We start from the raw sequence: 16,387 nt of genomic DNA on the forward strand, positions 1-16,387 counted from the left end.
ATTGAGGACGCCAATGAGCGCAGACCCGCACTACCAGGCCACAGAAGACGCCCACACCGGCCCGATCAAGAACCCGAAGCAACTGCTGCTGGCGGTATTTTTCTCCTTCGTAGCACCCATCCTGATCATCGTGGGCCTTGTGGCCTATGTGGTTTCGGGCAACAAGCCCGCGGGCACGGCCGAGGGCGACAACATGTCGCTGTACGGCGTGTCGCAGGATGCGCGCGACCGCGAAGTGGCCGAACGGCTCAAGAAGGTCGGCGCCATCGAGATCCGCGATGCCAACCGTCCGCTGGCAGCCGGCGAGGCCGTCTTCAAGGCGCAGTGCGCAGCCTGCCACGGCGCGCCCGGCATTCCCGGCGCTCCGCACTACGGCGACGCCGCAGCCTGGGGCCCGCGCATCGGCCAGGGCTACGAAACGCTGCTCGATCATGCGCTGCATGGCAAGGGCGCGATGCCGCCCCAGGGCGGCGGCGACTTCGAAGACCTCGAAATCGGCCGTGCCGTGGTCTACATGGCCAATGCCGGCGGCGCCAAGTTCGCGGTGCCCGACCGCCCCGCGGCGGCGGCGGCGCCTGCCGATGGCGCGGCTTCGGCGCCCGCGGCGGCTGCCAGCAAGTAACCGGGCCCAGGCCCCCAAAGAGAAAGCCGGCTTCGCGCCGGCTTTTTCATGTCCGCTGCCAGCTGCAGCTACTCATTTGATAGCAAGACGAGCCGGCGCGCCGAGGGGCTCAGCACATGGCCGAAGCGCTGCGGCAGGTCGGCCGCATGCACCGGCTCGGGGGTCCACAGGCCCTGCTCCACCGCGTCGGCGGCTAGGCCCACGTCCTGCGTATGGACCAGCCCGACCCCGAGGGGCGCCGCCAGGAAAAGGCGCCCGTGCTCGTCGAGCAGGCAGGCCGAGATGGCGCCCGCCGCCTGCCCGGTGTGGGCCGTGACGGCAAAGCCCGCGCCATCGGCAATGCGCCAGACGAAGGGCGCGGCCTCCAGTTCGACATACACGCGCTGCGGGCCGTTCTGGAAGAACCACTGGCCTTCTTCATCGTGGTCGTAGTTGCGCTGGATGAAGTCGATCAGCTTCTCGTGCCGCAGCATCGAGCCCTTGGCCGCGGGGAAGGCGCCTTCGGCCTGGGTGCGGTCGTCGCGCATGTACCAGTTGCCGCGCGCGTCCAGGCCGAGCCAGCCGTAGCAGTGCGGCACGTTGGGCCACTTGGCAAGCGCCTGTTTGACGATGTCGTCCATGGGCGTTATTTTGCGCGCGCCTGCGCCGCCGTGGAGGGTGCAAACCCGGCCAGCCAGCCGCCCACGCGCTCGGGCATGCCCTGCACATGGCCCGGCGGCGGCCCGAGCGGAAAGCCCACGTGGCCGCCGTGCGCGGGCTGCCACAGCGTGACATGCGGGCCGACCTCGCCGGGGCCGGGCAGGCTCTGCGCCGGAATGAACGGGTCGTTCCGCGCATTCACCACCAGCGTGGGCACGCGGATCGCCCTCAGGTGCGGCTTGGACGAGCCGCGGGCCCAGTAGTCGTCGGTGTTGCGAAAGCCGTGCAGCGGCGCGGTGAACACGTCGTCGAAGGCATAGAGGTCGCGCGCCGCAAGCAGCCGCTCGCGGTCGAACAGGCCCGGAAACTGCGCCAGCTTGGCCAGTGCCTTGGGCTTCATGGTGGCAAGGAACATGCGCGTGTAGACCAGCCGGTTGAAGCCGCGGCCAATGGCCGCGCCGCCGGCCGCCAGGTCGAGCGGCGCGGACACCGAAGCCACCGCATTCACCGAGGCGCGGGCCGTGTCGCCGGCCTCGCAGGCCCAGCGCAGCAGCGCATTGCCGCCGAGCGAGACGCCCGCGGCCAGCACCGGGCCGCCGCCGCGCTGCGCATGCTGCTCGCGCATGCGCTGCAGGATCCAGCCGATCTCTTCGTAGTCGCCCGAGTGGTAGGCGCGCGGCGCCAGGTTGAGCTCGCCGCTGCACCCGCGGAAATGCGGCACGGCAAAGGCCATGCCCTGCGCGGCGGCAAAGGCCGCGAAGGCTTCGGCGTAGTGGCTGCGCGACGACCCCTCCAGCCCGTGGAACAGCACAAGCAGCGGCTGCGGGCCGGGCAAGGCCGCATCGATGAAGTCGACATCGATGAAGTCGCCGTCGGGCGTGGTCCAGCGCTCGCGGCGGTAGGCCGGCGCAGAGCCCTCGAAGCGGCGCGCATAGAGCGCCGGCCAGATGGTCTGCAGGTTGCCGCCGGGCAGCCAGCGCGGCGCCATGTAGCCCATGGCCGCGTGCAGGGAAGAGGAAGAAGAATTCGGCGCGGCGGCGGTCATCGCTTCAGTGCAGGGTCTGGGGCAGCTCGTTCACGTCGCTGGGCTCGCGCGCGCTGCCGGGGCTCGCGTGGTGCGCCACCAGGCGCCACCCTTCGACGGTCTTGTGATAGACGTTGGTGGCCAGCACGAAGGCGTGCTTGGGGCCTTCGGAGGTGAGTACCTCGATGCGCTCGAGCACGTTGTGCACGGCGCTTGCCAATGACTCGATCTTGCGCACGCGCGCTGGCGTCGCGTGGATGGCGCCGTTGCCGAACATCTGCTCGAAGGCGGCGCGGATGGCGGTGGCGCCTACCAGCCGCGGGCCGCCGGGATGCACGCAGAACACCTCGTCCTCGTCGGCCCAGCACGCCATCAGGGCATCGATGTCGCCGCGCTGCAGCGCTTCGTAGAAGGCGGCTTCGACGTCGTCGGCAGTGCCGCCGATGGCCGCGGCGGCGCGGAGTGGGGTCTTGGGCATGGGGTGATTTTGCCGCGCGATCGATGACATGGGGCTGCACCGCTTTGGCCTTGCGGCGCACCGCGTTGCCGCAGCGCGGGCGGTTCGTCCGCTCCACTTTGGACCAAATGGTCAAAACACAACATCCAAAAGCACTCAAACCGTTGATTTAAAACGGCTTTTCCAACTGGCACGGGCCATGCATAGGGCTTTGCGACCCCGCAACAGGAGCTTTTTGCATGAACGTCGGCATCTTCATTCCCATCGGCAACAACGGCTGGCTGCTCTCGGAGAACGCGCCGCAGTACAAGCCCAGTTTCGAGCTCAACAAGGAGATCACGCTGGCGGCCGAGCGCTACGGCGTGGACTTCGTGCTTTCGATGATCAAGCTGCGCGGCTTCGGCGGGAAGACGGAGTTCTGGGACCACAACCTCGAGTCGTTCACGCTGATGGCCGGGCTCGCGGCCGTGACCACGAAGATCAAGCTCTTTGCCACCGCCGCCTCGCTGGTGATGCCGCCGGCCATCGTGGCGCGCATGGCGTCGACCATCGACTCCATCTCCAACGGCCGCTTCGGCCTGAACCTCGTCACCGGCTGGCAGCGGCCCGAGTATTCGCAGATGGGCATGTGGCCGGGCGACCAGTTCTTCGGCACGCGCTACCAGTACCTGTCCGAATACATCCAGGTGCTGCGCGAGCTCTGGGGCACGGGCCAGTCCGACTTCAAGGGCGACCACTTCCAGATGGACGACTGCCGCCTGAGCCCGCAACCGCAGGCCGACATGAAGGTGATCTGCGCGGGCCAGAGCGATGCGGGCATGGACTTCTCCGCAAAGTACGCCGACTACAACTTCTGCTTCGGCAAGGGCGTGAACACGCCCAAGGCCTTTGCGCCCGCGGCCGAGAAGCTCATCGAGGCCACGCGCAAGACCGGCCGCCACGTCACCACCTACGTGCTGATGATGGTGATTGCCGACGAGACCGACGAGGCCGCGCGCGCCAAGTGGGAGCACTACAAGGCCGGCGCCGACCACGAGGCCATCGCCTGGCTGGGCCAGCAGGGCGGGGCCGACACCAGGTCGGGCGCCGACACCAACGTGCGCCAGATGGCCGATCCGACCTCGGCCGTCAACATCAACATGGGCACGCTGGTCGGCTCCTACGCCACCGTCGCGCGCCTGCTCGACGAGATGGCCGAGGTGCCGGGCACCGAGGGCGTGCTGCTGACCTTCGACGATTTCGTGCAGGGCGTCGCGGCCTTCGGCGAACGCATCCAGCCGCTCATGAAGAGCCGCGTGCACGTGCAGAGCCCCGTGCCCTCGCAGGCCGAAGCCGAACAACGCCTTGCGGCCTGAGCAGGAGCGCCACGTGAGCACGCCAGCACGCAACACCACCCTCACATCGGACACTCCCGTCGGCGCGCCGCGCCTGCCCGGCGCACCGGCGCCGCAGGTGCTGTCCGCGCGGCCCGAACCGCTCGCGCTGCATGCCAGCGACTCGGCGCTGATCGTGGTCGACATGCAGAACGCCTATGCGTCGATGGGCGGCTATGTCGATTCGGCCGGCTTCGACATTTCCGGCGCGCAGGGCACCATTGCCAACATCGCGCGCACCATCGCGGCGGCGCGCGCGGCCGGCATGCTGGTGGTGTTCTTGCAAAACGGCTGGGACGCCGCCTATGTCGAGGCCGGCGGGCCGGGCTCGCCCAACTGGCACAAGTCAAATGCGCTCAAGACCATGCGCGCGCGGCCCGAGCTTGCGGGCAAGTTCCTCGCCAAGGGCGGCTGGGACTACGAACTCATTGCCGAGATGAAGCCGCAGCCCGGCGACATCGTGGTGCCCAAGACGCGCTACAGCGGCTTCTTCAACAGCACGCTCGACAGCACGCTGCGCGCACGCGGCATCCGCCACCTGGTGTTCACCGGCATCGCGACCAACGTGTGCGTGGAGTCGACCCTGCGAGACGCCTTCCACCTCGAATACTTCGCCGTGATGCTGGAAGACGCGACGCACGAGCTGGGCGGCGCGGCCATCCAGAAGGCCTCGGTCTACAACGTCGAGACCTTCTTCGGCTGGGTCTCCACCGTCGACGACTTCGTGCGCAGCTTCGCGCCAAGCGCCGCCTGACTTTCAATCGTTCAACCCACAGCAAGGAACCCCCATGCCCAAGCAAGCCATCATCCCGGCCGGAACCACCACGCCGATCGCTCCCTTCGTGCCCGGCACCATGGCCGACGGCATCGTCTACGTGTCGGGCACGCTGTCCTTCGACAAGGACAACAACGTGGTCCACGTGGGCGATGCCTCGGCGCAGACGCGCCACGTGCTCGAGACGATCCAGAACGTGATCGCAACGGCCGGCGGCACCATGGACGACGTGACCTTCAACATGATCATGATCAAGGACTGGGCCGACTACGCCAAGGTCAATGCGGTGTATGCCGAGTTCTTTCCGGGCACCAAGCCTGCGCGCTACTGCATCCAGTGCGGCCTGGTGAAGCCCGATGCGCTGGTCGAGATTGCGTCTATCGCCCACGTCGGCAACAAGGCCTGAGCATGCCGCTGCACTACGAAGTGCATGGGCCGGCCGATGGCGAGGCGGTGCTGCTGTCATCGGGCCTGGGCGGTTCGGCCGCCTTCTGGCAACCGCAGCTTGGCGCGCTGGTCGAAGCGGGCCACCGCGTGATTGCGTACGACCAGCGCGGCACGGGCCGCAGCCCCGCCGCGCTGGATGCGGGCTATGCCATTGCCGACATGGCGCGCGACGTGGTGCAGATTCTCGACGCCACGGCCACGCCGCGCTGCCACCTGGTGGGCCATGCGCTGGGCGGGCTCGTGGGCCTGCAGCTGGCGCTCGACGAACCGGCGCGCGTGGCCAGCCTGGTGCTGGTCAATGCGTGGTCGAAGCCCAACGCGCATTCGGCGCGCTGCTTCGATGCGCGGCTTGCGCTGCTCGATGCCTGCGGCCCGCGCGCGTACGTGGAAGCGCAGCCGATCTTTTTGTACCCCGCGGCCTGGTGCGCGGAACATGCGCAGCGCGTGGCCGACGAGGTCGACCATGCGTTTGCGCACTTCCCCGGAGAAGCCAACATGCGCGCGCGCATCGGTGCGCTGCGCGCCTTCGACGTCGATGCACGCCTGGGCGCCATCACCGCGCCCACGCTGGTGGCCGCCGCCATGGACGATGCGCTGGTGCCGTGGACCTGCTCACAGCGCCTGGCCGATGGCCTGAAGGACGTGACGCTCCACTTCCTGCCGCACGGCGGCCACGCGCACAGCGTGACCGAGGCCGCCGCCTTCAACCGCAGCCTGCTCGACTTTCTCGCCCGGGTCAGCGCACCCGGCGTTCCCGCATGACCATGATGAAACCCGCCCTCGACGACGCCGCACTGGCCCTTCTTTTTACCGAGGCGCGCAGCCACAACGGCTGGACCGCCGAGCCCGTGACCGATGCGCAGATCCGCCAGGTCTACGCGCTGGCCTGCATGGGACCGACCTCGGCCAACTGCTCGCCCGCGCGCTTCGTGTTCGTTCGCACGCCCGAAGGCAAGCAGCGCCTCGCGCCGGCGCTTTCGAAGGGCAACCTCAACAAGACCATGGCTGCGCCCGTCACCGTGATTGCCGCGTGGGACCGCAAGTTCTACGACAAGCTGCCCACGCTGTTTCCGCATGCCGATGCGCGCAGCTGGTTCACCGGCAGCCCCGAGGCCGCGCATGAAACCGCCTTTCGCAACGCCAGCCTGCAGGCGGCCTACCTGCTGCTGGCCGCGCGCGCGGTGGGGCTCGACGCCGGGCCGATGTCGGGCTTCGACAAGGCGAAGGTCGATGCCGCGTTCTTCGAGGGCACCGACTGGAGCGCCAACTTCCTGATCAACCTCGGCCATGGCGATTCGGCCAAGGTGTTCGGGCGCCTGCCGCGGCTCGGCTTCGACGAAGCCTGCGTCCTCGCCTGAAGCCCGTCTTCACAACGGAGACTTTTTTCTCATGCTGCCCAACGCAATGGCCTCCAACCACGTCATGCCGAGCGGTGCGCCGCCTGTGCTGCCCAAGGCCGACTACCGCAACGCCATGGCGCGGCTGGGTGCGGCGGTCAACATCATCACCACCGACGGGCCCGCAGGCCGCGCCGGGTTCACCGCCTCGGCCGTGTGCAGCGTGACCGACGAGCCGCCGATGCTGCTGGTGTGCCTGAACCGCTCGGCCTCGGTGTACCCCGCGTTCACGGCCAACGGCGTGCTGTGCGTGAACGTGCTGGCCGCGGGGCACCAGGCGCTCTCGGGCCTGTTCGGCGGCAAGACGCCGATGGACGAGCGCTTTGCCGCAGGCCGATGGAGCCGCAAGGCCACGGGCTCGCCGGTGCTCGAAGATGCCGCGGCCTCGTTCGACTGCCGCGTGGTGCAGGCCACGAGTGCGGGGACGCATGACGTGCTGTTTTGCGAGGCGTTGGCGATTGCGATTGGGGGGGCGGCGCAGAGCTTGATTTATTTCGATCGGCGGTATCACGAGATTGCAGCGCCGCCGCACTGACTTTCTTTCCTTTCCCCTCTCCCTTGTCTTCTCCCCTCTCCCTCCGGGAGAGGGTCAGGGTGAGGGCAGCGGCCTTTCCAACCGCAGCGCATCTTCCAACGCCGCCGGCCCTCACCCCAGCCCTCTCCCGGAGGGAGAGGGAGCAAGAGAGAGAAGCTCGTTAGCGCGGTGCAATGCCCTGCAGCACGATCCGCTGCACGTTCTCCACCGTCTGCTCGAAGAACGCCGGATCCTCCAGCGTATGCCCCGTCAGCGCCTGCACCTGCACGCCGAAATCCGCATAGTGCTGCGTGACGGCCCAGAGCGTGAAGATCAGGTGATGCGGATCGACCGCTGCGAGCTTGCCGGCGGCAATCCATGAACGGATGACCTCCGACTTGCGCTCCACCAGCGTGCGCAGCTCGCGGTCGAGCTCGTCGCGCAGGAGCGGCGCGCCCTGGATCATCTCGAGGCAGAACAGGCGCGATGCATCGGGCCGGTCGCGCGAGACCACGAGCTTGCGGCGGATGTAGCCACCGATGGCTTCGGCCGGGTCCTGCTCGGCGCTGAAGCCGCGCAGCGGTTCGAGCCACAGCGCGAGCAGGTCGCGCAGCACGTTGACGTACAGCTCCTCCTTGTTCGCGAAGTAGTAGAGCAGGTTGCTCTTGGACACATCGGCGCGCGCCGCCACTTGGTCGATGGACGTGCCATGCAGGCCAAAGCGCGAGAACAACCCAAGCGCGGCGCCGAGGATGGCGCTGCGCTTGTCCTCGATCTGGCGCAGCCTGCGGCTCACCGCGGATGCGCTGCGCACGGCGGGCTTCGCGCGCTTGCGCGCCGGGCCCTTCACCGGAAGGGTCACCGGGATCTTCACCGGGCTTTTTTTGGCCGGGATCTTCTTCGTGCTGCTGGCTGCGGCCAGCGCCTTGGTCTTCGGCATCTTCCCTCGCTTCATCGATTGCTTGCTGGTTCTTCTTTCAACGCGCACCACTGTAAGGCCGCGATGCATCGCGTTGCGCCAGCGCGGCCTTCGCGCGCCGCCGGCACGCACCATGCTGACGCGGCCAACGCGTTTTGTCCATTTGGTCCAACTGGCACAGACGTTGCATGGCGAAAGGCATGCCAAGCACGAGGACCGACACATGACAACGCTGCTGTCCGTACCCATCATCGATCTCGCGCCCTACTTCGCCGGCACGGCCGAAGGCAAGGCGCAGGTTGCGGCCAAGGTGGACGAGGCCTGCCGCAGCATCGGCTTTCTGGTCATCACCAACCATGGCATTCCGGCCGAGCTGATTGCGCGCGTGTCGCAACTCTCGCGCCGCTTTTTCGACATGCCGCTGGCCGAGAAGCGCAATGTCGACCGGCCGCGCGAGGACGCGGTGCGCGGCTACAGCGCGGTGGGCGAAGAGGGGCTTTCGTACAGCCTGGAAGAGGCCGCGCCCGGCGACCTGAAGGAATCGTTTTCCATCGGCCCCTCCAACGTGCCCGATGACGACTACCACCGCGGCCCCGCCGCCGGCCCGCACTTCGAGCCCAACAGCTGGCCGCCGATCGACGGTTTCCGGGAGGCTTATGAAAGCTACTTCGAGGCCATGAGCGATCTCTCGCGCTCGATGATGCGCATCTTCGCGCTCGGCCTTGCGCTGCCCGAGCCGTTCTTCGACGACAAGATCGACCGGCACATCAGCATGTTCCGCGTGCTGAGCTATCCGCCGCAGCGCGAAGCGCCGCTGCCGGGCCAGCTGCGCGCAGGCGCGCACAGCGACTACGGCAGCCTCACGATCGTGCTGCCCGACGACAAGGGCCTGCAGGTGTTCAACAAGGCGGGCCAGTGGGTCGACGTGCCGCAGGTGGAAGGCGGCCTGGTGGTCAACATTGCCGACCTGATGATGCAGTGGACCAACGACCAGTGGGTGTCGACGCTGCACCGCGTGGTCAATCCGCCGTTCGAGATGGCCAGCACCAACCGCCGCCAGTCGCTGGTGTTCTTTCACCAGCCCAACTACGACGCGATGGTCGAGTGCCTGCCGAGTTGCCTGGCACCGGGCGAGCAGCCGAAGTACGCACCGATTTCTTCGGGCGACCACCTGACCTCCAAGTTCGTCAAGCAGACGACCTTTGGGGGGACCAAGGTCGCGGTCTAAATGAAACCCCGCGATCGTTGTTGTTCGGGGCGCGCTCCCGCCGACGGGGTACCTTGCTCCGCGAATGTCCTCCGGCCTGCGGCCTCCCCCTTGATTTCGCTGCGCAAGGCACCCCATCGACGGGAGCGTTGTACAGAGCAGTCGTTGATCGGCCAGCACCACAGCCGCGCCCATCGTGCACAGGGCATCGGGTGCTCCCCGCAGCGAAATAAAGGAGGAGGCCGCAGGCCGGGGGACATTCGCGGAGGGGAGTACCCGGTGGCCTGTGCACGCGCCCTGAACAAGAGCGCCGCGAACAAGAACAACAGCGCCAAGAAAAACTGACATGCCCCACCTCTCCTACGTCAACGTCTTCGCAAAAGACGTGGTCGCGCTCAGCGGCTTCTACCAGCGCGTGTTCGGCTTCCCGGAGATCGAGGCCATTCGCTCGCCGATCTTTCGCGGGCTCGACACCGGCAAGTCGAGCCTCGGCTTCAACGCGCTCGATGCCTACGAGCTGCTGCACCTGGCCGAATTTTCCGACACGCGCGGCGTGAAGTTTCTGCTGAACATCGACGTCGACAGCAAGGACGACGTCGACCGCATGGTGCCCATTGCGCTGGAGGCCGGCGCCACGCTGGTGAAGCCACCGTACGTCACCTACTACAACTGGTACCAGTCGGTGCTGCTCGATCCCGAGGGCAATGTGTTTCGCATCAACTTCATGATGTGACGCACGCGGCCCGCCCTCTTCTTCTTTCTCCCCGTTCTTCGACACGCTCCCCACGAAAGGTTGCTCCATGCTGATGCTGCTGCGCACTCCCACCCACGGCTTCGCCTTCGGCCTTGCATCGGCGCTTGCGGCCGGCGGCGCGTTGTTCACGCTGCCCGCCTTGGCGGCCGACGGCTTCACGCTCAAGGACAAGCCGAAGATCGCGATGCTCTACTTCGGCCCGAAGAACGACGGCGGCTGGACGCAGGCCTTCGACGAGGCGCGCGTGAAGATCGAGAAGGAGATCGGCCAGAAGATCCAGTTCGTCGAGAACGTGCCCGAAGACGCATCGGCCATCAAGCCCGCGGCCGAGAAGTTCATCCAGCGCGGCGCCAACATCGTGATCGGCACCGCCTTCGGCTACTCCGACAGCTTCAAGGACCTGGCCGCCAAGTACCCCGAAGTGGCCTTCCTCAACGGCTCGGGCACCACCAACGGCAGCAACCTCGAATCGTTCTACGGCCGCACCTACGAGAGCCAGTACCTCTGCGGCATGGCCGCGGGCGCGGCCTCCAAGACCGGCAAGCTCGGCTTCGTTGCGGCCAACCCCTTCGGCGTGGTGAACTGGACCATCAACGCCTTCGCGCTCGGTGCGCAGAAGATGAACCCCAGCGCCACGGTCAACGTGATCTACACCGGCGCCTGGAACGACCCGGTGAAGGAACGCGCCGCCGCGGCCGCGCTGATCGACCAGGGCGCCGACGTGATCGGCCAGCATGTCGATTCGCCCACGCCGCAGATCGTGGCGCAGGAGCGCGGCGTGTACGGCACCGGCCACCACCGCGACCTGCGCCAGTTCGCGCCCAAGGCCACGCTGTGCTCGTCGGTGTGGGTGTGGGACCGCTTCCTTTCGCCAGAGCTCAAGAAGATCATGGCCGGCAACTGGAAGCCCGGCCAGTACGGCGCCTTCATCGAGATGAAGGACGGCGGCACCGACATCGCGGGCTTCGGCCCTGCGGTGCCCAAGGACAAGGCGTCGCAGATCACGGCCGAACGAGACGCCATCATGAAGGGCAAGCAGGTCTACGCCGGCCCGCTCGCCGACCGCGACGGCAAGGAGCGCGTGGCCAAGGGCGCGGTGCTGTCGGATGCCGATCTCTGGAAGATGGACTGGTTCGTCAAGGGCGTGGTCACGCAGAAGTAAGTAAGAAAAAAAGAAGGCAACGCCAATGCCCAACGCGCTCGAGCTCACCGGCATCCGCAAGTCCTTCGACGGCTTTGCGGCACTGACCGACGCGCACTTCGAAGCGCGCTGGGGCGAGGTGCATGCGCTCTTGGGCGAGAACGGCGCGGGCAAGTCGTCGCTGATGAACATCGCGGCCGGGCTCTATGCGCCGGAGGCGGGCCAGCTGCTGGTCGACGACAACCCGGTGCGTTTTGCCGGACCGCGCGATGCAGCCAGGCACCGCATCGGCATGGTCCACCAGCATTTCAAGCTGGTGCGGCCGTTCACGGTGGCAGAGAACATCTTGCTCACCGCGCCGGCGCCGGCGCCGGCCGAGTTCCAGAGCCACGGGGAGCGCCTGCGCGAAATCTCTCGCGTCATCCGCAACAAGGCCTCGGAGCTGGGCTTCGAGATCGATCCATCAAAGCGCGTCGATGCGCTGTCGATTGCCGAGCAGCAGCGCGTCGAGATCCTCAAGGTGCTGCTGGCGGGCGCGCGCATCCTGATCCTCGACGAGCCCACCGCGGTGCTCACCGACCAGGAAGCCGCGCGCCTCTTGCAGACGGTGCAGGGCCTCGCACGCGGCGGCTCGGCCGTGGTGCTGGTCACGCACAAGATGGCCGACGTGAAGACCTATGCCGACCGCGTGACGGTGATGCGCGGCGGCCGCACGGTCGCCACGCTGGCGCCGGGCGCCACCTCGGTGGCCGAGCTCGTGAAACTTACCGTGGGCGAATCGATTGCCACGCAAAGCTATCAGGCCGCAAAGTCGCCGCGTGGCCCGGTGCGGCTCACGGTGCGCAGGCTGCGCTCGGCGGCATCGCCCGAGGGCCGCCGCGTGCTCGACGGCGTCGAGCTCGAACTGCATGCGGGCGAAATCTACGGCCTGGCCGGTGTCGGCGGCAACGGACAGGGCGAGCTGGCCGGCGCCATCATGGGCCTGCCGGATGCGGGCGGTGCGCTCGAAGGCGAGATCCATCTGAACGGCCACGGCGACCTCAAGGCCATGAGTGCACCGGAGCGCCGCAACGTGGGCATTGCCGCGATCCCGGCCGACCGCTACGGGCTCGCGCTGGCTGGCGGCCTTTCGGTGGCCGAGAACTACGCCATCGGCCGTGTGCACACCGGCCGCTACGGCCCGGCCTGGCATCTGCGGCGCGGCCGCATGCAAGACGACACGCAGCAAGCGGTGCGCGCCTTCGACGTGCAGGGCGTGCGCTCGGTGGCGCAGAAGGCCGCGCTGCTGTCCGGCGGCAATGCGCAGAAGCTGGTGCTCGCGCGCGAGTTCGGCAAGGCGCCCTCGCTGGTGCTCGCGCACAGCCCGAGCCGCGGGCTCGACGTGCGCGCGAGCGCCGAGGTGCATGCGCGCCTGCGCGCCGCGCGCGACGGCGGCGCCGCGGTGCTGCTGATCAGCGAGGACCTCGACGAGGTGCTGCAGCTGGCCGACCGCGTGGGCGTGATGGCGCGCGGGCGCATCGCCGGCGAATTCGCGCAGCCGGCCGACCGGCAGGCCATCGGACAGGCGATGGTGGACCATGGTTGACGCCACGCTCGCGGCCATCGCGCAGCCGGCGCAGACCGATCCGGAGGCCGCGCAGCGCGCACGGCGCCAGCCGCTGGCGCGCCGGCGTTACGCGCTGGAGATCCGCCAGCACATGGGATGGCGGCGGCAGGCGCTGATCCTTGCGGCGGCGCTCCTTGCGGGCCTTGCGATTTCCGCCGCCATCCTGGTGGCGGCCGGCGTTCCCGCGGGCGAGCTCGCCAACGAGTTCGTGATGCAGACCTTCTTCGACGGCCAGAACTTTCGCGCCGTGCTGTTCCAGGCCGCCCCCATGATCCTCGTGGGCCTGGCTGGCGCGCTGGCGTTTCGCGCGCGCTTCTGGAACCTGGGGCTCGAGGGCCAGATGATCTGGGGCGCCATCGGCGCGACGGCCGTCTCGATGTGGCAGGTCGGGCCCGAGCCGCTGCGCCTGCCGCTGATGTTCGCGGCCGCCATCGGCTGCGGGCTGCTCTGGGTGCTGGGGCCGGCGTGGCTGAAGATCAGGCTCGGCGTGAACGAGATCATTTCCACGCTGATGCTCAACTACATGGCGGCCAACTTCCTGCTGCACCTGGTCTATGGCAGCTGGAAGGACCCGAAGGACAACTTCCCCTATTCGCCGCAGTTCCGCGCCTTCGAGCGGCTGCCCGAACTGGGGGCCGGCGTGAGCAGCGCCATCGTGCTCGCGGCCGTGGTGGCGCTCCTTGCATGGTGGCTGGTGGGCCTGAGCCGCGCCGGGCTGTACCTGCGCTTCGTCGATGCCAATCCGCGCGTGGCGCATGCCAATGGCGTGCCGGTGCGCCGCACCATCTACGGCGCCGTGCTGCTGTCGGGCGCGATGGCCGGGCTCGCGGGCCTGGCGGTGGCCTCCGGGCAGGAGGGGCGGCTCACGCAGGCCTTCTACCAGGGATACGGCTTCTCGGGCATCCTGATTGCCTTTCTTGCGCGCAACAACCCGCTCGCGGCCACGGTGGTGGCGCTGCTGGTGGCGGCCCTGTTCGTCACCGGCCGCAGCCTGCAGGTGTTCTACCAGGTGCCGTTCTCGATGGTGCAGCTGATCCAGGCCATCATCGTGGTGTGCGTGGCGTCGAGCGATTTCTTCATTCGCCATCGGCTGCGGCGCGTGGGTGCGGAGGCGGTGCAATGAGCGGAAGCATCGTTCTCAACTGGCTCGCAAGCACGCCCGACTTCGCGGTGCCCTATGCGCTCGCGGCGCTGGGCCTGATCATCAGCGAGCGCGCGGGCGTGCTGTCGCTCGGCGCCGAAGGGCTGATGTTGGTCGGCGCGCTCGCGGGCATCGGCGCGCAGATCGCCATGGGGCAGCCGGCCGTGTCGCTGGTGCTGGCGATGCTCGCGGCCAGCGCGGTGTCGCTGCTGTTCGCGGCGATGGTGATCTGGCTGCGCGTGAACCAGGTGATCGCGGGGCTCGCGCTGGTGTTCTTCTGCCAGGGCCTCACGGCGCTGGTCGGCTCGCTCGCCGAATGGACCAACCATGCCACCGGAGGCATCGGCGCGATGGCGCTGTGGCCGCTGTCGCTCCTGCCCGGCGCCGGCCGGCTGTTCGAGCAGAACGCCATGGTCTGGCTCACGCTGCCGATCTTCCTTGCCGTGGCGTGGTTTCTCTCGCGCAGCTCGGCCGGGCTCCGGCTGCGGGCGGTGGGCGAGAACCCGCAGGCGGCCGATGCGGCCGGCATCCGCGTTGCCCTGTGGCGGCTGGCCGCGGTGCTCGCGGGCTCGGCGCTGGTGGGCCTGGCGGGCGCGTACATCTCGGTGGTCAGCACCAAGCTGTGGATCGCGGGCATGACCGGCGGGCGCGGCTGGATCGCGGTGGGGCTGGTGATCTTCGCGCGCTGGTCGCCGTGGAAGGCGCTCGTGGGCGCGCTGCTGTTCGGCTGCATCGAGGCGCTGATCCCGCAACTGGCCGCGGCCGGCGTGCAGCTGCCGCAGTACTTCGTGATGATGACGCCCTATGCGGTGACGCTCGCGGTGATGGTGTGGGTCGCGCTCTCGCGGCGCGGCGCCGACGAAGAGCCCGGCGCGCTGGGCCAACCCTACGTGCGGGAAGAACGCCGGTGAAGGCCTGGGTCTACAACGAGGAGCGCGAGCTCGACGCAGCGCAGTTCGCCGACTACCTGGACCCGGCCAGCACCGCGGTCGTGTCCATCGACATGCACCGCGGCCACCTGGACGACAGCCCCGACTGCCCCTGCCCCGCCCCGCGGGCGCGCGACGTGGTGGCGCCCATCGACGGCTTCCACGACGCGGCGCGCGCGCTGGGCGTGCGCATCGTGCACATCCGGTCGGTGCTGCGGCCCGGCGGCGTGGACGACGTCCACGGCATTCCGTCCGCATGGCGCCGCACCTTTCCGCTGCACGTGGGCGAAATTCCGAATGCCGACGCGCACGCCATCGAAGGCTCCAAGTGGACCGAGTGGGTCACGCGCGTGGCGCCCGGCGACATGCGCGTGGACAACAAGCGGCGCCTCTCGGCCTTCTACCCGACCGACCTCGACTTCCTGCTGCGCAACCAGCGCATCGAGACGGTGGTGCTCAACGGCGGCTTCACCGACTGCTGCGTGCTCAACACGGCCTTCGACGCGAGCAACCGCAACTACCGCGTGATCGTGCTGCGCGACCTGGTGCGCGGCACCGATGCGCACTTGGAAGGCGCGGCGCTTGCGATGGTGTCGCTGCACCTGGGGCTGGTGCTCGACTCGGCCGAACTGCTGCGCCAGTGGCGCGGCTGAGGGTCCGTCAGCCCGCCAGTCCCAGCCAGCGCCGCACCACGGCCTGCATGTCGCCCTGCGCGGATTCCCACACCAGCTCGGGCGCCGCCACATGCACGCCCGGCGGCGCGATGCGCAGCGCGAGGTCGACCAGCTCGGCCACCTTCGATGCGCGCACCGGCTGCTCGCTGCTCGGCACCATGAAGCGCACGATCGAGAGCATCCAGGCCGCGAGCCTTTCGGCGGGGTTGGCGAACCTGGCGTTGAGCGGCTTGCGCGCCGAGCGCACGAGGATCACGCGGTCGAAGCCGTTGGCGACCACGGCCTGCTCGTCGAGGCTCGCGAGCCCGCGCTTGAGCGCCTCGGGCAACTTGCCCTGGTCGTGCGGCTGCACGATGGCCAGCGTGCGCACGCCGCAGGCGCGCAGCCAGCGCGCGAGCTCGGGCAGGTCCGAAGGCTGCGGCACCCAGAGCGCGCGTTCGCGGTCGTGATAGAGCCGCGGCGGGTCGAAGGCGATGACGGCGCTGTCAGCCGATGCCAGCGGCCATTGCGCGATCGGCAGGCCGGGGGCGAGGTAGGTTTCAACGCCGCGCAGCCCGTCGCGGATCGGCTCGCATGCCAGCACGCGCGCATGGGCAACCCGGTGGCTGCCCGCAAGCCGGCGCAGCAGCTCCTGGCCCAGGGCGCCGGTCGCACCGGCCACCAGCAGCGTGCCGGTGGCCGCCGCTGCAGCGGGCAATGCGGCCGCGCGGTTGGCGCCCCGCAGGGCATGGAGAGGATCGAGGGCCATGGAGCCTTCTATGCTAACTT

19 protein-coding genes are annotated in these 16,387 nt (G+C 68.6%); 14 read left to right on the forward strand and 5 right to left on the reverse strand.

Annotated features, from left to right (window positions below; genetic code table 11):
- The first annotated feature begins 13 nt into the window (after window positions 1–13).
- Complete coding sequence (locus ACAM58_RS24050) at window positions 14–622, forward strand: cytochrome c5 family protein (RefSeq protein ID WP_015867594.1); 609 nt, start codon at window positions 14–16, stop codon at window positions 620–622.
- Between the two features lie 68 nt (window positions 623–690).
- Here ACAM58_RS24050 and ACAM58_RS24055 read toward each other — a convergent pair whose 3' ends face one another.
- Genes ACAM58_RS24055 through ACAM58_RS24065 form a run of 3 tightly spaced genes read right to left on the reverse strand, consistent with a single transcriptional unit; the run spans window position 691 to window position 2,763 of the window.
- On the reverse strand, window positions 691–1,242 hold the full coding sequence (locus ACAM58_RS24055; protein WP_027729890.1) for a DUF2946 family protein: 552 nt from the start codon (window positions 1,240–1,242) through the stop codon (window positions 691–693).
- Window positions 1,243–1,247: 5 nt separating this feature from the next.
- Window positions 1,248–2,258 carry a YheT family hydrolase gene (locus tag ACAM58_RS24060; protein WP_038107951.1) on the reverse strand — a complete coding sequence of 337 codons (1,011 nt, stop codon included), beginning with the start codon at window positions 2,256–2,258 and terminating at the stop codon, window positions 1,248–1,250.
- A 52-nt stretch (window positions 2,259–2,310) separates the two neighbouring features.
- Window positions 2,311–2,763 carry a nuclear transport factor 2 family protein gene (locus tag ACAM58_RS24065; RefSeq protein WP_015867597.1) on the reverse strand — a complete coding sequence of 151 codons (453 nt, stop codon included), beginning with the start codon at window positions 2,761–2,763 and terminating at the stop codon, window positions 2,311–2,313.
- A 218-nt stretch (window positions 2,764–2,981) separates the two neighbouring features.
- Between ACAM58_RS24065 and rutA the strand changes: the two genes are divergently transcribed.
- Genes rutA through rutF form a run of 6 tightly spaced genes read left to right on the forward strand, consistent with a single transcriptional unit; the run spans window position 2,982 to window position 7,269 of the window.
- Window positions 2,982–4,097: a pyrimidine utilization protein A gene (rutA, locus tag ACAM58_RS24070; protein ID WP_027729891.1), complete on the forward strand. Its 1,116-nt coding sequence runs from the start codon at window positions 2,982–2,984 to the stop codon at window positions 4,095–4,097.
- Between the two features lie 13 nt (window positions 4,098–4,110).
- Window positions 4,111–4,869 (forward strand): pyrimidine utilization protein B, encoded by a 759-nt coding sequence (rutB, locus tag ACAM58_RS24075; RefSeq protein ID WP_018906584.1) that lies wholly within the window; start codon window positions 4,111–4,113, stop codon window positions 4,867–4,869.
- Between the two features lie 34 nt (window positions 4,870–4,903).
- The gene (gene rutC, locus ACAM58_RS24080; protein WP_369663693.1) at window positions 4,904–5,296 is read left to right on the forward strand and encodes a pyrimidine utilization protein C; all 393 of its coding nucleotides are present in this window, start codon (window positions 4,904–4,906) and stop codon (window positions 5,294–5,296) included.
- A 2-nt stretch (window positions 5,297–5,298) separates the two neighbouring features.
- On the forward strand, window positions 5,299–6,099 hold the full coding sequence (gene rutD / locus ACAM58_RS24085) for a pyrimidine utilization protein D (protein ID WP_027729892.1): 801 nt from the start codon (window positions 5,299–5,301) through the stop codon (window positions 6,097–6,099).
- Window positions 6,096–6,695, forward strand: a complete 600-nt coding sequence (locus tag ACAM58_RS24090) for a malonic semialdehyde reductase (RefSeq protein ID WP_018906582.1) — start codon at window positions 6,096–6,098, stop codon at window positions 6,693–6,695. The genes rutD and ACAM58_RS24090 overlap by 4 nt, the downstream gene beginning before the upstream one ends.
- 46 nt (window positions 6,696–6,741) lie before the next feature.
- Window positions 6,742–7,269 (forward strand): NADH-dependent FMN reductase RutF, encoded by a 528-nt coding sequence (gene rutF, locus ACAM58_RS24095; protein ID WP_341461374.1) that lies wholly within the window; start codon window positions 6,742–6,744, stop codon window positions 7,267–7,269.
- A gap of 160 nt (window positions 7,270–7,429) precedes the next feature.
- Here the strand turns inward: rutF and rutR are convergent, their stop codons facing one another.
- Entirely contained in the window at window positions 7,430–8,188 is a 759-nt protein-coding gene (gene rutR, locus ACAM58_RS24100) for an HTH-type transcriptional regulator RutR (protein ID WP_015867604.1), read from the reverse strand.
- 202 nt (window positions 8,189–8,390) lie between these two features.
- On the opposite strand from rutR, the gene ACAM58_RS24105 reads away from it, so the two are divergent.
- The 7 genes from ACAM58_RS24105 (at window position 8,391) to ACAM58_RS24135 (ending at window position 15,598) form a co-directional block, all read left to right on the forward strand.
- Window positions 8,391–9,395: an isopenicillin N synthase family oxygenase gene (locus ACAM58_RS24105; RefSeq protein WP_027729893.1), complete on the forward strand. Its 1,005-nt coding sequence runs from the start codon at window positions 8,391–8,393 to the stop codon at window positions 9,393–9,395.
- Between the two features lie 325 nt (window positions 9,396–9,720).
- On the forward strand, window positions 9,721–10,107 hold the full coding sequence (locus ACAM58_RS24110; protein WP_015867606.1) for a VOC family protein: 387 nt from the start codon (window positions 9,721–9,723) through the stop codon (window positions 10,105–10,107).
- A 67-nt stretch (window positions 10,108–10,174) separates the two neighbouring features.
- Entirely contained in the window at window positions 10,175–11,290 is a 1,116-nt protein-coding gene (locus ACAM58_RS24115) for a BMP family ABC transporter substrate-binding protein (RefSeq protein WP_062364277.1), read from the forward strand.
- 25 nt (window positions 11,291–11,315) lie between these two features.
- Window positions 11,316–12,854, forward strand: coding sequence for an ABC transporter ATP-binding protein (locus ACAM58_RS24120; protein WP_062364275.1), 1,539 nt, complete (start codon window positions 11,316–11,318; stop codon window positions 12,852–12,854).
- Window positions 12,847–13,998 carry an ABC transporter permease gene (locus ACAM58_RS24125; RefSeq protein WP_062364273.1) on the forward strand — a complete coding sequence of 384 codons (1,152 nt, stop codon included), beginning with the start codon at window positions 12,847–12,849 and terminating at the stop codon, window positions 13,996–13,998. Before ACAM58_RS24120 ends, ACAM58_RS24125 begins: the two co-directional genes overlap by 8 nt.
- On the forward strand, window positions 13,995–14,927 hold the full coding sequence (locus tag ACAM58_RS24130) for an ABC transporter permease (protein WP_062364271.1): 933 nt from the start codon (window positions 13,995–13,997) through the stop codon (window positions 14,925–14,927). The genes ACAM58_RS24125 and ACAM58_RS24130 overlap by 4 nt, the downstream gene beginning before the upstream one ends.
- Window positions 14,924–15,598, forward strand: coding sequence for a cysteine hydrolase family protein (locus ACAM58_RS24135; RefSeq protein WP_062364270.1), 675 nt, complete (start codon window positions 14,924–14,926; stop codon window positions 15,596–15,598). Before ACAM58_RS24130 ends, ACAM58_RS24135 begins: the two co-directional genes overlap by 4 nt.
- A 7-nt stretch (window positions 15,599–15,605) precedes the next feature.
- Here the strand turns inward: ACAM58_RS24135 and ACAM58_RS24140 are convergent, their stop codons facing one another.
- The gene (locus ACAM58_RS24140; RefSeq protein WP_062364268.1) at window positions 15,606–16,367 is read right to left on the reverse strand and encodes a hypothetical protein; all 762 of its coding nucleotides are present in this window, start codon (window positions 16,365–16,367) and stop codon (window positions 15,606–15,608) included.
- Window positions 16,368–16,387 lie beyond the last annotated feature (20 nt).

The sequence above is a fragment of the Variovorax sp. V116 genome, assembly GCF_041154435.1.
Lineage (GTDB): Bacteria > Pseudomonadota > Gammaproteobacteria > Burkholderiales > Burkholderiaceae_C > Variovorax > Variovorax paradoxus.

Bases quoted from the DNA above. Each gene is read 5' to 3' on its own strand.
- ACAM58_RS24065 (WP_015867597.1), bottom strand. From the start codon at position 2,763: ATGCCCAAGACCCCACTCCGCGCCGCCGCGGCCATCGGCGGCACTGCC.
- ACAM58_RS24050 (WP_015867594.1), top strand. From the start codon at position 14: ATGAGCGCAGACCCGCACTACCAGGCCACAGAAGACGCCCACACCGGC.
- rutA (WP_027729891.1), top strand. From the start codon at position 2,982: ATGAACGTCGGCATCTTCATTCCCATCGGCAACAACGGCTGGCTGCTC.
- ACAM58_RS24120 (WP_062364275.1), top strand. From the start codon at position 11,316: ATGCCCAACGCGCTCGAGCTCACCGGCATCCGCAAGTCCTTCGACGGC.
- ACAM58_RS24105 (WP_027729893.1), top strand. From the start codon at position 8,391: ATGACAACGCTGCTGTCCGTACCCATCATCGATCTCGCGCCCTACTTC.
- rutR (WP_015867604.1), bottom strand. From the start codon at position 8,188: ATGCCGAAGACCAAGGCGCTGGCCGCAGCCAGCAGCACGAAGAAGATC.
- ACAM58_RS24115 (WP_062364277.1), top strand. From the start codon at position 10,175: ATGCTGATGCTGCTGCGCACTCCCACCCACGGCTTCGCCTTCGGCCTT.
- ACAM58_RS24140 (WP_062364268.1), bottom strand. From the start codon at position 16,367: ATGGCCCTCGATCCTCTCCATGCCCTGCGGGGCGCCAACCGCGCGGCC.
- ACAM58_RS24125 (WP_062364273.1), top strand. From the start codon at position 12,847: ATGGTTGACGCCACGCTCGCGGCCATCGCGCAGCCGGCGCAGACCGAT.
- rutF (WP_341461374.1), top strand. From the start codon at position 6,742: ATGGCCTCCAACCACGTCATGCCGAGCGGTGCGCCGCCTGTGCTGCCC.
- rutD (WP_027729892.1), top strand. From the start codon at position 5,299: ATGCCGCTGCACTACGAAGTGCATGGGCCGGCCGATGGCGAGGCGGTG.
- ACAM58_RS24110 (WP_015867606.1), top strand. From the start codon at position 9,721: ATGCCCCACCTCTCCTACGTCAACGTCTTCGCAAAAGACGTGGTCGCG.
- ACAM58_RS24090 (WP_018906582.1), top strand. From the start codon at position 6,096: ATGACCATGATGAAACCCGCCCTCGACGACGCCGCACTGGCCCTTCTT.
- ACAM58_RS24130 (WP_062364271.1), top strand. From the start codon at position 13,995: ATGAGCGGAAGCATCGTTCTCAACTGGCTCGCAAGCACGCCCGACTTC.
- rutC (WP_369663693.1), top strand. From the start codon at position 4,904: ATGCCCAAGCAAGCCATCATCCCGGCCGGAACCACCACGCCGATCGCT.
- ACAM58_RS24060 (WP_038107951.1), bottom strand. From the start codon at position 2,258: ATGGGCTACATGGCGCCGCGCTGGCTGCCCGGCGGCAACCTGCAGACC.
- ACAM58_RS24055 (WP_027729890.1), bottom strand. From the start codon at position 1,242: ATGGACGACATCGTCAAACAGGCGCTTGCCAAGTGGCCCAACGTGCCG.